The sequence below is a fragment of the Paenibacillus sp. PastF-3 genome (assembly GCF_029893135.1).
GTDB lineage: Bacteria > Bacillota > Bacilli > Paenibacillales > Paenibacillaceae > Paenibacillus_AQ > Paenibacillus_AQ nitricinens.
Genome location: NZ_JARXWM010000010.1, coordinates 133,496 through 149,383 on the forward strand (window position 1 = coordinate 133,496; position 15,888 = coordinate 149,383).

Consider the following 15,888-nt stretch of genomic DNA (forward strand, 5'->3'; position numbering starts at 1 on the left):
TCTGTTACTTCATGCAATAGATCAGCGTGATAATCTCTAGTATGGGCGTTTTTTCGCCAATTGAATGTAAGATATGCAACAGAATGCAAAATTACCCTCATAGGAGATTTATTCTATTGTATCAAATACAACAAGAGGAACGATAAATCCTTCAGTTTGCCAAGCATAAATGCCTAGCGGCATCCTTATAAGGACGGTAAGCGTTGATCTCTTATATTTCAAAAAAACCGGAAGCCTGTTGGCCCCGGTTATTTAAAGTCTTTGGTCATGTCCAGCGATTATATACCTATTTACTCAGTTTAGAACCAGCTGTCTATGGCAAAAGCACTCGATTGTTTTAATCTTCTTAAACGGTTTCTAAAAAGCCCTGCGCCTCCACTTTTACAATCGGTGTTGCAGATTCGGCGTCTGATCATCATCCCATGCGTCTCCCCTTCCAAGAAGTATGTAAATTCTCTGTAAACTAAACTGCAAAGTATTTACCCTTGGATGAAATAACTGAAACAACGAATGCAAATCAGCGGATCTCAGATGGACTTTTTCCGGTATACTGCTTGAACTGGCGGCTGAAAAAGAATATGTCACGGTATCCAAGCGCATCTGCTACTTCAGTAACATTCATTCCTGCGTAAAGCAACAAATGCTGAGCACGCTCAATCCGGGCTCGAATGACATAAGATTGAACGGAAGAGCCAGTAAGCTCCTTGAACTTAATTGAGAAATACCGCGGCGACAGCCCTGCACGTGCAGCAAGATCCTCTACGCGATGCGAAATCCCGGGATGTTGGCTCACATAGTTCGCTATTTCATGAATAATCTCTGTTAAATGGTTGCTAGCATAACGTTCTACAGGCTTCACTCGGTCCTCCCTAAGCAGATGAATCATTAGTTGCTTTAGAACAAGCTGCCCTTCTTCCTCAGCTGCGTACGTATCCACTAGGAACAGCCGGACGTAACGAGCAAGCAGATGCTCAAATTCAACGGTTTCTGCGAGTACGCGATAGGGCAGAGGAATTTCCGTCACCTCTCCGGTGACATCAAAATGAATATATGTAAGGACAAGCGGTCTTTGCGGATTATGAGTAGCGCTAGTATGGTCACCCGGACGGAACAGGAAGCAGCTTCCCTTGCCCACTTGGAAGGGTTCCCCGTTACGTATAACCGTCCCTTCCCCGCTCCATACATAGAATAAATCATAATTTTGCAGCGACTTCTCTCTTTTTTGCCATTTCCAGCTTGGTTCGCACACAATCTTCGCCAAGGCAGGTAATATAACAAAAGAGGACGGCGATGCGTGCAGCATAACGTTCCCTCCCAAAAGTTTTGTTAGCATAAACTACTTTGAGTTTCTTCGCAAAACTTGCTTCGTAAGCATTCGTTTCGTTTTGTTAGCATAAACTGCTTGAGTTACTTGCCAAAACTTACATCGTTAGCATAATCTACTCTGAGTTACTTCGCAAAACTTGCATCATAAGCATTCACTTCATTTTGCTGTCCATCCCCACCATCATACCTTGTCATGTTGCATTTTGTACATCTTGCCACGACAAAAGGAGGCGCTTTATTCCTTCCTCCAGCTCCACAGCATTCAGATGGGCAAAAGCAAAACATGCGGCTGGCTCCCCAGCCGAAACTTGATATAACGCCGCATCTCTGAAATCTGTGCCGCGCCTGTGCGCCGCCGCCCGGAATGCCACGAACTCTTCTCTACTGCGCAGCCACCGCGCATATACTTGTAGCCCCGCATCGCCAGGCAACAGTTCAAACAGCTCATTCAACTGTTCCGACAGCAGAGTCCTAAGAATACGGCCACGTTCGCCGTAAATGCGGGTCATCCGGCGCAGATGACGACTATAGCCGCCGGTATTCATGAACCGCGTCAACGCACGCTGTTCCAGCAGTCCTACTGGCAAGGGCTCATATAACGCCTTGGCGGCGATCGTCGGCTTCACCAGCGAGGGTGGGAGCACTGCGAAGCCAAGCCGAAGGCCAGAGAACATCGTGTTTGAGAAGGAGCCAATATACACGACCTGTTCTCCGCGATCTAGCGCTTTTAAAGGCTCAATTGGACGTCCTGACCACCGAAACTCACTGTCATAATCATCTTCAATGATCACCGCATCATGCCGCTGCGCCCATTCCAGCAAGATTCGCCTCCGTTCCAAAGGCAGCACCACACCTGTAGGAAATTGACGACTCGTTGTAACAAACAACAGACGCGCATCCCAATCCTCCGGGATAAGACCGCTGTCATCCAGCTTTCCTGACAGCAATCGTCCCCCGTTAATCTCTACCGCTCGGCGAATCCCATGAAAGCCGGGGTCCTCGACAACCGCTGCGCCTCCTGCATCCAGCAGTAACTGTGTCAAAATAACGATGCCTTGCATCGAACCGCTAAACAATACGATATGCTCTGCATCCGCACGAATTCCGCGGGTAATCCGCAGATGTGCAGCAATAGCTTTCCGAAGCCCTTCATCTCCTTGAGGTGGACAAGTACTTTGAAGCAATCCGCCTTCCTTCCCTCCGGCATAGGACAGCGCACTACGCCATTCGGAGTAAGGAAAATGCTCCATCCTCATACCACTGCTAAGAAAGCTTATAACATTGTTGCTACGCTGCTCATACAAAGGTGTCGGACGCGCAAGTAGTCGCCTTCCCCATGCCGAGAGTGGGATCATTCTCTCTGATGCAAGGCCTCCCCCAGCAACATCTGCCACTTCACCCCAAGCTGCATTTTCACGCTTAATATCTCCAGAAGCTGAAGAGAAGCTATCTTCTGATACGAATGTCCCCCGCCCTGTCACCGTCCTTACATAACCATCAGCAAGCAGCATTTCGTACACCTGCGAGACTGAACCGCGCGACATGTCATAGTGCATAGCCAAACTTCGTGTAGATGGCAGCTGCGTGCCACCTTGGAGAATCCCCTCCAATATTGCAGCGCGGAGCGCATGATATAGCGCTAGATATTTGTAGCGGTGTATTGCCAGATATTGATCGTATGCCAGCGTGATATTCATTGTTTCCCTCCTTGGCCAGCAAGTGGTCCATTAAAAACTATCTTAATTGGTCCTTTTTAATTGTCAATGACTCTTCTATTCTTGAAAGAACATCTACATTGGAGCAAACGCTCTACACTAATAAGAAAAAGGAAGTGATCCCTATGCGTAGAAAAGAATTTCAAGTAGATCAGGAGGAAGAATTGGCCTCTTTTCTAGACGGAATGAGCTATGGTTTTCTCGGGACAAGCGATGAACAAGGGCTACCGCGGGTGACGCCGCTGAATTTTGTATATACAGATGGGTGTTTCTATTTCCACGGCAGTCATGCTGGCGGCAAAATGGAGGCGATCCGCAATCAGCAGAAGGTCTGCTTTACCGTAGCAGATGAGTATGCGCTGATTCCGTCTTATTTTAGTGATCCTGAGATGGCCTGCCCAGCCACCGCATATTTTAAAAGTGTCACCGCCTACGGCATAGCCGAACCTGTAGATGACATTAGCGAAAAAGCCATCGTACTCTCCTTGTTTATGAAAAAACTCCAGCCCGAGGGTGGTTATGAGCCTATTGATGCTGAAGACCCTAGGTACCGTCCCCGTCTAAAGGGAGTCGCGGTAGTGCGCATTACCCCGGATGAGATCACGGCAAAGTTTAAGTTTGGGCAGAATCTAAAAGAAGAAGGACGTTCCGGGGTCATTTCCGGCCTAGCTGAAAGAAATCATCCACGGGATGAAGAAACCATAGAAATGATGAAAAAATACTGCCCCTACCACTCCGAATAATAGTTACGGATAAACCAGTTTCTCGTACAAAATAAGCACTACGTATAGTGTAAAACTTAAACTTCCTTAAATTTTAAAAAAACGTATCTTTCCAAGTGACGGTTGCAAGTGGCGGTGATATAATGTTAGGCAATGTTAACAGTATGTTATCCCCAAAGAACCCTGGAAGGATGAAACTGATGAATCCACTAGCTGGACAATTAAACGAAAGTATCAAAGCAGGAAATGAACATGTGTACGATATGCTCTCTACGCTTGGCAAAGAAATTTATTTCCCTAAAGAGGGTATCCTGAGCCAATCCGCTGAAGCAGGAGCTCACGCCAAGAAATATAACGCAACCATCGGTATTGCTACTGAAGGTGGCGTGCCTATGCACCTCGGCGTCATCCAGGATAAACTATCCGCTTACAGCCCTAAGGATCTGTATAGTTACGCTCCTCCAGCAGGTAAACCAGAGCTGCGTACTGTATGGCGTGAAAAGATGCTGCGCGAAAATCCATCGCTAGAAGGTAAAACCATCAGCAATCCTGTTGTAACCAACGCCCTGACTCATGGGCTTAGCATTGTCGCTGACCTCTTCGCTGAGCCAGGTGACGCTATTATCTACCCAGACAAGAACTGGGAGAACTATGAATTAACCTTCGGAATCCGCCGCCATGGGGAAACCGTTAACTATCCGCTGTTCACAGAAGAAATGACTTTCAATAGTGCGGGTCTGGAAGAAGCCTTGCTGGCTCAAAAAGAACGCGGCAAAGCCATTGTGCTTTTGAACTTCCCAAACAATCCTACAGGTTATACTCCGGGGATTAAGGAAGGCGATGAAATCGTCGCAGCTATCCTTCGTGCGGCTGAGGAAGGCATTAACGTGGTTGTCGTAAGTGATGATGCCTACTTCGGACTGTTCTTTGAAGACTCACTAAAGGAATCATTATTCGGTAAGCTTGCTCAGCTGCACCCACGTGTGCTTCCAATCAAAATTGACGGTGCTACTAAAGAAGAATTCGTCTGGGGCTTCCGTGTTGGCTTCATCACTTATGCCTCGGAAGACAAGGATTTGCTGGCCGCATTGGAGCAAAAAACATTAGGCATTATTCGCGCCACTATTTCCAGTGGTGCACACCCATCACAGACCTTCGTACTGGATGCACTGAAATCTCCACAATTCGAAGAACAGAAGGAAGAGAAGTTCCAAATCATGAAGGGCCGTGCGAATAAAGTAAAAGCGCTGCTCGATAGCGGCAAATACGGCGATGATGTATGGACGTATTATCCTTTTAACTCCGGCTACTTCATGTGTCTGAAGCTGCATACTGTTTCGGCTGAAGCTCTGCGGCTTCACCTGATTCATAATTATGGACTGGGCACTATCGCTCTCGGTGAAACAGATCTGCGGATTGCTTTCTCTTGTATCGAAGAGGCTCAGCTCGAAGATCTGTTTGATCTTGTATACGCAGGCGTTCGTGATCTGGAAAAAGCGTAACAAATCTTTCATACTCCTTACAATCAGCTCCGTTTCTACGGGGCTGATTTTTTTTCTGGACTCCTCCGGCATTGGCCTATACATGCTTCTCTCTCCGCACATACAATACGATGTACTCAAGTACAACACACACCGAAAGGGGAATGAACATGAGCGAAGAAGTAAGAGGCGGATTTAACGGTTGTTGTGGAGGCGGCGGATTCACAAGTACTGGCGCCATTCTGGTTCTCTTTATCCTGCTGGTTATCATCAGCCGTTCACTCTTTGTCTAACTAGAGATGACAGTTACGGGAGAGAGCCTTGAGCTCTTTCCCTTTTCCAATGCTACACCTCATTCCCCACACAAAAAAAAGGCTTCCTCATCCGTAGAATCCTCTACTTTTGAGAAAGCCTTTTTTATTTTGAAATCATCTCTTACAAATCCTCGTCAACCATCCGTGCCGCTTTGCGGGACAAGTATCCCTTAAACAGAAAGGATACCAGAATCCCTGCTACAAATGTACCAATCACTGGTAGTAGACGGTCGCCTATAGAGGCTAAGAAAGGTAAACCAAGAATCAGTGCCACTACCAGATGTGCGCGGAATACAAATTGTGTTGTGTTATCCGCCTTACTGCCTTCAGGAAAGGGATACACTGTCAGCCAAAAAGACTCACTATGCAATTTGCGGAGTGCCGACAACTGTACACCAATAATGAACAGGAAGAACAAATAGATGGCGGTGCCGAAGTAACTGTCATGGTTCAACCCATTCAGCAGCAAAGCCAGTACCGAAATCCGCATAATGATTCCGAAGATGTCTCCCCGGGCGAAGCTCTTGGTCAGCAGATAGCGGTAAGCTGTATCCTTACGCCAAGGGAGCTTTGCGCCCCATTTGGAAAGATAACGACGAGCATATACCCGTTGCTCACGACCCGGTACATCCACGAACCAGCCCAGAACCATCAGCGCGCGTCCACCTTGATTCTTTTCCATGGCGATTAGTCTTTCCCATGGTACAGCGTGACGTGCAGGGACAGACAGTGCGACAAGATAGGCTGCTGCTAATAACACGATAAAGATTAGACTTGAGCCGACTGGCTGCCACAACCAAGCGGCAATGATTAATCCGCCGACTGCCCAGCGTAAGAAAGTAAATAGACCTGCCATCGGACGCGACAGCATAGCTATCTCTTTCCATAAACCGTAACTCGCAATTAACTTCACAGCTATCAAAATCAATATGGTAAATAAAAGTCGCTTAGGATTGTCATCTGTACGTATGTACAACGGCCAAAGAGTAATGAGCACAAATAACAATCGAACAATCTTCCATACGTTCCCACTAACCCACGAAGGTGCAAAATATTCCTTCATCCGATAGCCTTGAGGCAGTAGAAAGATCGTATCTGGGGTCTGCAAATAAGTACGGAAGCTGCTATGCACTGCCGCAGGCAGCAGTATTGCAAGCATAATCCAACGAATGGGAATGCCTTCAGGCACATTCTGTAACAGCGATGTATACCAAGCTGAGAAGACAATTAACACAAAGAGGAAGACCATAGCTACGCCGCTTTGAATGATATATCCTACATAAGGAAGCATGCTTCCCATGAATCGACCTCGCCGCGTGCGCCGCAGCTCTTTCAAATCCATATTATTTCCCTCCCTGAACCAGCTCATAGAACAGCTGCTCCAAAGTCAGCCCCTGTAGTCCAGTGGTTGCCGCAATTTCTTCCAGCGTTCCCTGAGCAATCACCTTACCTTTATGCAGCACAATAAAGCGGTCGCAATAATTCTCAATGGTAGAAAGAATATGAGAGCTGAGCAGAATAGAGGATCCTGATTTTTTCAGGTCCATCATGAAATCAAGCAACGAGCGAATACCTAAAGGATCTAGCCCTAAAAAAGGCTCATCGATTACATATAACGCCGGCCGCGCAACGAAAGCACACATGATCATGACCTTCTGCTTCATGCCTTTAGATAGATGGGTCGACAACGTGTCCATCTTATCTTCCATATGGAACAGCTTCGCTAGATGTGAGGTGCGGGTTTCGTAATCACTTTGTTCAATCCCGTACGCTCTTGCTGTAAATTCAACATGCTCACGTACCGTCAATTCATCATATAAAAGAGGCGATTCAGGCACAAAAGTTAAAGCATTGTGATATCCGATGGGATCTTCTGCACGGGTCTTACCCTTTACTGTGATATCGCCCTTATGGGGCGACATCAATCCTAGAATATGCTTCATGGTCGTACTTTTTCCTGCTCCATTTAAACCAATTAAACCAACCATCTCGCCAGGCTGCACCTGAAGTGCAATATCATGCAGCACCGGCTTATTCAGGCTGTACCCACCACTGAGGCCCGTAATTTGCAATACGGGAGAATTATTCATTGACCGTCACCTCTCGGAGTTTTGTCTTTCAACCACTTTGGTGCTCCTTTATTCTTACGGTTCTTCTCACGTTCCGCATTGCTGCTGCGTTTGCTTCGTGCAGGAGTCGCACCTCCACGCGCGCCTGTAGAAGGATTCACACTGCGCTGAGAATCGCGCTGCGGTTCTACGCTTGCCTCACTTGTCTGGATCGTAGCCAGTCTTTTAACAGGTTGCCGCTCTGTGCTGGTTGTAGACGGCTGGGTTCCTGCATTCCCAGATGTTCGCGCCTGTGGCTTACTGATATGCGGAGAAGAAGCATCGCGGCGTTGTCCGCTGTTCTCATTTCGTCCCCGTCCACTATTCAAAGCATTGCGCGCTTCATCTGCTGCTAGCACCTTGCCACCGACCATTTCCCGCTCTTCAAGGGAAATATCCAGTTCACGCGCAAATTTACGCATAATAAAGGTCTGCTGCTCTGTCACAATCGTTACGGATAATCCGCGTTTTCCCATCCGGCCCGTACGACCCGCACGGTGTACATAATGCTCGGAATCAAAGGCAGGATCGAAGCTAACTACCAGTGACAAATTCTCAATATCCAGTCCTCTGGCAGCTACATCACTGGCAACAAGCACACGGAATTTTCCCTCACGGAAACGTGACAATACATTACTGCGCGTTACTTTATCAGCATCACCGTAAAGTGCCGCCGCAGTTAGTCCAAGATGGTTCAGCTTAGCCTCTACCTCTGCAATATCATCTGTAGCATTCACGAACACAATCGCTTTATCTGGATTGTAATGACGGATGACCCGGCGTAGCATGTCTATTTTATTGCGTTCTTCAGTGACAACATAATGATGCTCTAAACTCTCTGCCGTCATTACACCTGGAGCAATTCCAACCTCTGCCGGGTTCTTCATTTCACGATTTGCCAAGGCTTTCGTCTCCGGCCCAATGGTTGCAGACAGCATAACGAGCTGGCGTGAACGCAGTGCGCTGCTAACAATTTTCGTTACCTCTCCGGCCCCGCTTAGCTGGAACATTTGGTCCGCTTCATCTAGAACAATCGTGCTGACTTCATGCATCTTTAACTTGCGAAGACCAATCAATTCGCGAATCCGGCCAGGGGTTCCCACAACAAGCTGTGGATGCTCACGCAGTTTGTCAATCTGCCGTTTGATGGCTGCTCCGCCAATAAGACCCATTACTCGAATCCCACGGTGTTCGCCATACCGTTCCGCCTCACGTAAGATTTGCATCGCCAGCTCCTGTGTAGGGGCGAGCACCAGCTTTTGGACCACCTTCTGCTCCGGGTTGATCGTTTGAAGCAGAGGCAACAGATAGGCCAAGGTCTTACCCGTTCCAGTCTGGGAAGCAGCAATAACATCTCTTCCCTCCAGCAGAAGTGGAATCGTCTGCTCTTGTACCGGGGATGGGGCGTTAATACCGAATTCCGACAATCGGGCAACTAGGTCTTCCTGAATGCCGATAGCCGCAAAAGAAGCTTTATTCATAAGTGTAATTCATCCTTTTCGCTTGAGATAATATCTTCATTATATGCCAAAAAGGCCTCTCCACCAAATGGAAGGCCCATAATGCTGACGGCAGGCTCTATTTTCTGTTCATCGCATTATAAGTAAGCTTGTCCGCCAGACGAGGAAACAGACCGTAAAGCCGAATACCAAACCCTGCTAAACCCGGTAGATCAATCTCTTCTTTGCCAGTTTCCATGACCTTTACGATCTTGGAAGAGACATGTTCTGGTGTCATCATCATCCGAGCTACACTCTTTTCATAATTGCCGGAAGGGTCAGCCGTTTTGAAGAAATCAGTGGCAATGGGGCCCGGGTTGACAGCCGAAACGATAATGCCGCTCTTCCGCAGCTCCTGACGGAGTGCATTCGTGAATCCGAGAACAGCATGCTTGGTGGCTGTATAGGCTACCGATTTGGCTGTACCGATCTTCCCTGCCATAGAAGCAACATTTACGATCTGGCCACTTCCCCGCTCTAACATATGTGGAACAACAGCCTTTGTACAACGAACAATCCCCATATAGTTAACATCCATCATATCATCAAACTCATGAGGCTCCATCTCTGTAAAAGCGGCGAATTTACCGTACCCTGCATTATTTAGCAAAATATCAATTCTGCCGTAAGTCGCCAAAATTTGAGCAAAGGTCTCTTGTACACCATCGGCATCTGTTACATCGCATGTATACAGTCCAAAAACGCCCGGAATACCGGCCGCCGTTTCTTTCAACTTCGCTTCAGAACGTGCCAAAAGGATCGGAATCGCACCTTGCTTACTAAGCATTTGTGCGGTTAATGCACCAATACCGCTGGATGCTCCTGTAATCACAACAACCTTATCTTTAAGTACCATAAAAGGTATTTCAGCTCCTAACTCTTGCCTAAGAGATCATCACCTGAATATCCATCTCTCCAACCCCATCCATCAACAATGGAATACTAAGTGCTTTGCGAGGCAAAAAAGACATACTCTCAAGCTTCATAATTTGGGGAGGACTTATATCCACTGAAACCCCCTGATTATATAAAATCGTACTGGCATTTCCACTGATCATATTGCCTAGCTCTGAAATTGCACTCTGACCCATCTCATCCATCTCCGTAATCACATAGCCGCCCATCATAATCGATACCATTCGCAAGGCTACCTGCTCTGCGATACCAAATATAATATTTCCGCTCAGCTGGCCTGTCATTCCCACTTGAATCCATATATGATTATCGATCAGTTCAATTTCTTTGATGCCTAAATTCCCAGTGGAAGGCGAGACCTGAATCACTTGTTCTATAACAGTCCGTGCAGATTCTAAAAAAGGATTAATTACTTCTGCTTTCATGAAAGTCCAGTCTCCTCCTCTATCGTGCTTTAGTCATATACCAAAAGTCCCAAGTAATATGGATTTATTATACTTTATATATCGGCACAATTCAGCAAAAATTAATGTACATGTCGAATTCGAACCCAAGTTTGTTTATGTTGCAACATTGCTCTGTCGGGTATTATCTCCTATAATTTAAATCAAATGCCAACATGGAACGTAATATTTCACCCTATCACTTTCATATTCGCTTGTCCAAAGGAGGTATTCCATGAACATCAGCCAGCTGGAGACATTAATAACGATCTCCAAAACGATGAGCTTTCGCAAGGCCGGAGAACTGCTTAACTTGACCCAACCGGCGGTTTCAGCACAAATCAAGAGCCTTGAAGAAGAGTTCAAAACACAGCTGGTTGACCGGAACCAGCCTGTTACGTTAACCGATCGAGGGACTGTATTTCTGGAGCATGCGGAACAAATTGTGTCGATTGTCGAGGAGCTTAAACAGAGACTTGCGGATCTTGAAGATAATCCCCAAGGACATATTATTCTCGGCACTACTACCTCTATCGCCATTCAAATTTTACCGCGTATTTTATCCTATTTTAAAGACCAGTTCCCTCATATCAAAACATCTATTTCCTCTATGTCCTCGTCTCAAATTTATCAACATGTCGAGAATGGCATTGTCGATGTCGGCATTGGCTATTTGATCGGACGTAGTCCGAGTATGACTACTTCCATTCTTTATTATGATACATTCGAGTTGGTGGTCTCACCCAGACACCCCCTGGCTCAAGTTAAGACTGCAGGTATTGAAGCCCTAAGCAAAACCCCGCTAATTCTGCTCTCACCGGATACAGTGGGCCGTAAATTTGCCGATGAAGTATTCTCCAAGCATGGCATAGAGCCACAGGTAATAATGGAACTGACCAGCAGCGAGGAAGTGAAACGGATGGTAGAGCTCGATTTAGGTGCAGCCATTATTTCCAAGCAGTCAGTAACCGCTGAGGTGCGAGCCGGTTCCCTCAAAATTGTGCCTATTATTGAATTGGAGGTCACGCATCCTGTAGGTGTCATAACGAAGTCTGGAAAATACGTGAACTCAGCTATGAGACAGTTTCTTAGTGATCTCAAAGGTATGCCGGAGACACAATTTATTGGGTCTGAATAAAAAACACCCAAAAGTGGAATCGATACTTCTGAGCTAATTGTATAACCTTGTTTAAAGGAGTTGATCTTGATGAAATTTGACCTGCATACACATCATTTTCGCTGTGGCCATGCCGATGGAACGATTAGAGATTATATCGAAGCCGGAATTTCAGCAGGGTTAGGGGTAATAGGCATTTCTGACCACACCCCTTATTTTGGAAGCCCTTCCGAGCAAGCTTTTCCTCTAATTGCTATGGGTAAGTCCGAATTCTCAAATTATGTTCAGGAAGTGCTCTCCCTAAAAAAAGAATACGAAGGTGTAATCGACGTTCTGCTGGGTATTGAATCAGACTACTTCCCTGAGCATGCCGAGCTTTACCGCAAAACATTATCCGCCTACCCTTTTGATTATGTGATTGGATCGGTACATAGTGTTGGTGGCGTCAGTATCTTTAACAAGGGTCGCTGGAAAGGGCTTAGCAAGAATGAACAGATTCGTGTGAAGTCTGATTATTACCGATTGATTGCTGATTCCGCCCGCAGTGGCATGTTCCAAATTCTCGGACACATTGATGCGATGAAGGGAAATTATCCTGCTTTTTCAGAAATTCCTGCTCCAAAGCCAATTGATGACTGTCTGCAAGTCATTAGTGAATGTGGCGTGGCGATCGAAATTAATACCTCAGGCGGAACCAAGCTGGTTGGCGGTTGGTATCCATCAGAAGATATACTGGAGCGCGCACATCATTTTGGCGTTGAGGTTACTTTCGGATCGGATGCGCATAAGCCATCCCGAGTCGCAGAAGACCGAGATGCGGTAGCCGAGCAGCTTAAAGCGATAGGTTTTACGCATTGGGTTTATTACAAGCAGCGCGAGAAAATTAAAGTTTCACTGTAAAGATTTCTTGTATTTGAACAAATGCACCAAGCGTTATTGGTTTAGGGGTGGGGTTACCCTCTGTTAAACCAATCTCCGCTTGGTGCATTGTCGTTTATTTATAGGTTATCGCAGGTAAACCCTTGCTGCTTCAGAGTACGCTTCGCATCCCCATATTCCGGGTTGATATCGTAAAAATGAGCAATTGTGCTCGTCCAATCCCTCACCGTTAATCCCTGCTGCTGCATATATTCACGGTGGGTTTGATTATACGCCTCCAGGAGACCTTCCACATCCGGATTGTATTGTTCCTCATGAAACACCGCATCCAGCGGCAGCCGCGGCTTCTGTGCGACCTCTTCGTCCGGATATCCGACACAGAGCCCGACGATAGGGAATACGTACTCCGGCAGCTTCAACAGATCAATAACACCTGCTGTATTGCGCCGGACACCCCCAATAGGGATGATCCCGAGTCCCATGGATTCTGCCGCTGCAATCGCGTTAGCCACTGAGATACCGACATCTGTAGCTCCAACGAGCAGAGCATCTACATCTTTTACGGCTTCAAAAGACTTGCCTTCCACTTTACTTGCTAATTTCGCTCTATAGAAGTCCATGCAGAACACCAGAAAGACAGGGGCTGCTGCTACATGCTTCTGATTGCCGCACAAGACCGAAAGCTGCTGCTTACGCGCAGGATCTTTGATAGCTATAATGGAGACCTGCTGTCCATGAACCCATGAGGGCGCTGCTTGGGCGGATTCGATCATTATCTTTAGCTTATCCGGCTCCACTTGTAGATCAGAATACTGCCGGAAAGAACGGTGACTCATTAACGTCTGTATTACATCATTCAAGATGTTACGCCTCCTTCTAAATTCATTCGACTGTTTGTTAATCATAAACGATCGGATTAGGTCCTGACAAAAAAAATGGACCCGAATCATCGGGTCCCAAAGCAGTATATTTTTAAAAGGGGGTCATGTACTTAGTTTAACCGGACACTGTTAGAGTTTCATAACGGCATTATTTCATTTGTGTAACAATGTGAATACTTTCATTACATCGTCCAAGGAGCCTACTCTGGGCATCACCCGTTCCAGCATCATGCCGTTCTTAAGCATCACACGTTCGGATCTAATATTATCTCCTCGGCAGCGCCCTTCGATCCGTGTTATCCCAAGCGTATGAACACTGTAATTTAAAAATAAGCCAACCGCCTCTGTTGCCAATCCCCCTCCCCAGTAAACCGGGTCTAGCATATATCCTAAAGTGGCCTTTCCCTCACGGCGGTTCCAATGCTGCAAAGCAACAATACCGATCAACTTCTGCTGCTCCTTCAAATAGATACCCGCATGTAACGCGCAAGGATCGAATGCGAATAACATCCGATTCACCAGCTTCTCCACCTGAGCAAGTTCTGATCCAGCTCCGGTGCGTATTTGAATATGAGCCTGCACTTCTGGATGGGAGAGCAGTTGCTGTAAATGACAAGCATCCTCGGGCGGAATCCTCCTAAGATCAACCGCCATACCTTGTTGCGTCTGGAAAGATACTGCCTCATAAGTACTCATACTCTCTCCTCCTCCATGCAGCTAAAATATCAGCCTATTCATCCGTTGAATGATGCAATGTCAGCACCGTTAATTCAGGCCTACATAGAAACCGAAAAGGCATGACTGTTTCACCGAAACCTCTATTCACATACACTGGCATGCGCTTGGTATCTGTATAATACAATCCATTTATGTACTTTTGAGACCCATAAGGGGTGAATGGAGCACCTACAAACGGCAGGCGAATCTGTCCCCCATGGCTGTGCCCGGATAGCTGCAGGTGAAATGAATGAGCCTGTGCTATATCAGCATAATCCGGTTCATGCATCATCAGAACGGTAAAGGTTCCTGCAGGCACACCCCTGAGTGCCTTCACAGGGTCAGGCTCACCATGCAGCAGATCATCCAGCCCGGTCACAGCCATAACTGCTCCGCCTCTTTTTAGAAGATAAGAATCATTCCTTAGCACCCGGAATCCAGCTGATGTAAACAACTCGATAATCCGCTTCGTATTCTTGAAATCATGGTTGCCTAGCACCGCATATTTTCCTAGAGAAGCACTCAGCTCTGCCAATACAGGTATGGCATCTACAAGATCCTCAGGGTTGCTGTCCACGATGTCACCTGTAAAACATATAAGATCGGGTTCCTCCTTAGCTATACGCTCTGCAAGTCGAGCCAGATCACGGGCATCCTTATTAAACCCAAGGTGAGTATCACTGAAATGGACAACCTTCATGCCTGAAAAAGCAGAGGGAATATCTTTGAAGGACAATTTCAGCTTAGTAACCTGAATCCAGTTGGGCTCCCCTTGCCAAGCGTAACCACTTGTGAGCAAGCCTGCGCCGATTACAGTAGCCGCACCTCGAACAAGGAATTGCCGGCGGGTCATCGTTGTCTTGCCCTTAGATCGACGTTCAGAGGTGCTAGAGTGAGTGTCTTTATTTTTCTTATTGGGAGAAGCCCCAGACGATTGTATCTTCATACGGAGTTTCTCCTTCCCTTCAGCTTTCGTTTAGAGCCGTTAGTACAATTCTACATTCTTCCTCTGGCGTATCACTGTATGCGGATGCGATGCCTCTCTTAGCAATTTCTGTTTTTGGGACTCGTTTCATCATAAAGGCTACTTCCACCGTCTTCTTAAAGGGAAAAGGATCCAGAATTAACGTTGACTTATCTTTCCACTCCACGGTTATCGTACGACCTGACGTAAAACTGAAATCTTCACTGCCAGAAAACCCTTCACGCCACCATGGATGCTCCTCAGATTTCGGGCTACCCGGCTCATTTAAAGCCAAATATAAAGATAAATCATCGCAGAATTCTAAAAGACGAGCATCATAATACAGTTCATCCTCACCAATCGGTTTGGATACTTCCAGCGCTCGGTGAATACGGGATCTACGTTCCTCTTCATGCGCTTGATACAATTTCAGTTCTGGATTATCCAGTCCCGAAATCTTAATGAGTCGTTCAAAATGCAAGCTGCACAGAAGCGCTCCATAGGGTGTTCGCTCTTCGATCTCATCAAGTCCTCGCTTATAAAAGGTCAGCTTCGGTACCACAGGAAAATCAATAAAGGTGTAAGGCGCGCTCTCCGCATCGTTCCAAAAGGGCGTCTCATCCAGATCAATCCAGCCCCGGTCATGTTCAGCTACCGCCCAAAGCACCTCATCCCGGCGTCCTTCTTCTGGCACATGCTCTTCCTTGAACCAAATGGCAAGCTCTCCAGCTAACTTCCCGTGATCATGCTGTTTAACCATTACAATTGCTCCATCATGCTCCCGACAAATCACGATTATTCCTCCCT

Annotated in this window: 16 protein-coding genes; 5 read left to right on the forward strand and 11 right to left on the reverse strand. The window is 46.7% G+C overall.

Annotation, left to right across the window (positions count from 1 at the left end):
• Positions 1-517: 517 nt before the first annotated feature.
• Positions 518-1,303, reverse strand: coding sequence for a helix-turn-helix domain-containing protein (locus M2444_RS20145; protein WP_094871677.1), 786 nt, complete (start codon positions 1,301-1,303; stop codon positions 518-520).
• A gap of 214 nt (positions 1,304-1,517) precedes the next feature.
• Entirely contained in the window at positions 1,518-3,023 is a 1,506-nt protein-coding gene (gene pdxR, locus M2444_RS20150; protein ID WP_094871675.1) for a MocR-like pyridoxine biosynthesis transcription factor PdxR, read from the reverse strand.
• 143 nt (positions 3,024-3,166) lie between these two features.
• On the opposite strand from pdxR, the gene M2444_RS20155 reads away from it, so the two are divergent.
• From M2444_RS20155 to M2444_RS20165, 3 genes are all read left to right on the forward strand, one after another.
• Positions 3,167-3,784 (forward strand): pyridoxamine 5'-phosphate oxidase family protein, encoded by a 618-nt coding sequence (locus tag M2444_RS20155; RefSeq protein WP_280787883.1) that lies wholly within the window; start codon positions 3,167-3,169, stop codon positions 3,782-3,784.
• 179 nt (positions 3,785-3,963) lie between these two features.
• On the forward strand, positions 3,964-5,265 hold the full coding sequence (locus M2444_RS20160; protein WP_280787884.1) for an aminotransferase class I/II-fold pyridoxal phosphate-dependent enzyme: 1,302 nt from the start codon (positions 3,964-3,966) through the stop codon (positions 5,263-5,265).
• 149 nt (positions 5,266-5,414) lie between these two features.
• The gene (locus M2444_RS20165) at positions 5,415-5,537 is read left to right on the forward strand and encodes a YjcZ family sporulation protein (protein ID WP_218641867.1); all 123 of its coding nucleotides are present in this window, start codon (positions 5,415-5,417) and stop codon (positions 5,535-5,537) included.
• 142 nt (positions 5,538-5,679) lie between these two features.
• On the opposite strand, the gene M2444_RS20170 is transcribed toward M2444_RS20165, so the two are convergent.
• From M2444_RS20170 to M2444_RS20190, 5 genes are all read right to left on the reverse strand, one after another.
• Complete coding sequence (locus M2444_RS20170) at positions 5,680-6,900, reverse strand: ABC transporter permease (RefSeq protein ID WP_280787885.1); 1,221 nt, start codon at positions 6,898-6,900, stop codon at positions 5,680-5,682.
• A gap of 1 nt (position 6,901) precedes the next feature.
• Positions 6,902-7,648 carry an ABC transporter ATP-binding protein gene (locus tag M2444_RS20175; protein WP_094871670.1) on the reverse strand — a complete coding sequence of 249 codons (747 nt, stop codon included), beginning with the start codon at positions 7,646-7,648 and terminating at the stop codon, positions 6,902-6,904.
• Complete coding sequence (locus M2444_RS20180) at positions 7,645-9,147, reverse strand: DEAD/DEAH box helicase (RefSeq protein WP_094871669.1); 1,503 nt, start codon at positions 9,145-9,147, stop codon at positions 7,645-7,647. The genes M2444_RS20175 and M2444_RS20180 overlap by 4 nt, the downstream gene beginning before the upstream one ends.
• Before the next feature lie 97 nt (positions 9,148-9,244).
• Complete coding sequence (locus tag M2444_RS20185) at positions 9,245-10,021, reverse strand: SDR family NAD(P)-dependent oxidoreductase (RefSeq protein WP_076300333.1); 777 nt, start codon at positions 10,019-10,021, stop codon at positions 9,245-9,247.
• Between the two features lie 28 nt (positions 10,022-10,049).
• Positions 10,050-10,505 carry a chemotaxis protein CheX gene (locus M2444_RS20190; RefSeq protein WP_094876875.1) on the reverse strand — a complete coding sequence of 152 codons (456 nt, stop codon included), beginning with the start codon at positions 10,503-10,505 and terminating at the stop codon, positions 10,050-10,052.
• 253 nt (positions 10,506-10,758) lie between these two features.
• Between M2444_RS20190 and M2444_RS20195 the strand changes: the two genes are divergently transcribed.
• On the forward strand, positions 10,759-11,661 hold the full coding sequence (locus tag M2444_RS20195; RefSeq protein WP_094871667.1) for a LysR family transcriptional regulator: 903 nt from the start codon (positions 10,759-10,761) through the stop codon (positions 11,659-11,661).
• A gap of 69 nt (positions 11,662-11,730) precedes the next feature.
• On the forward strand, positions 11,731-12,540 hold the full coding sequence (locus M2444_RS20200) for a histidinol-phosphatase (RefSeq protein WP_094871666.1): 810 nt from the start codon (positions 11,731-11,733) through the stop codon (positions 12,538-12,540).
• 98 nt (positions 12,541-12,638) lie between these two features.
• Here the strand turns inward: M2444_RS20200 and M2444_RS20205 are convergent, their stop codons facing one another.
• The 4 genes from M2444_RS20205 to M2444_RS20220 all read right to left on the reverse strand — a co-directional run bounded on the left by M2444_RS20205 (position 12,639) and on the right by M2444_RS20220 (position 15,874).
• A complete protein-coding gene (locus M2444_RS20205) occupies positions 12,639-13,379 on the reverse strand; it encodes an NADPH-dependent oxidoreductase (protein WP_280787886.1) in 741 nt (246 codons plus the stop codon).
• Between the two features lie 174 nt (positions 13,380-13,553).
• Positions 13,554-14,096 (reverse strand): GNAT family N-acetyltransferase, encoded by a 543-nt coding sequence (locus M2444_RS20210; protein WP_280787887.1) that lies wholly within the window; start codon positions 14,094-14,096, stop codon positions 13,554-13,556.
• 34 nt (positions 14,097-14,130) lie between these two features.
• The gene (locus M2444_RS20215) at positions 14,131-15,063 is read right to left on the reverse strand and encodes a metallophosphoesterase (RefSeq protein WP_094876873.1); all 933 of its coding nucleotides are present in this window, start codon (positions 15,061-15,063) and stop codon (positions 14,131-14,133) included.
• Between the two features lie 19 nt (positions 15,064-15,082).
• Positions 15,083-15,874, reverse strand: coding sequence for a DUF3891 family protein (locus tag M2444_RS20220; RefSeq protein WP_094871660.1), 792 nt, complete (start codon positions 15,872-15,874; stop codon positions 15,083-15,085).
• Positions 15,875-15,888: the final 14 nt, after the last annotated feature.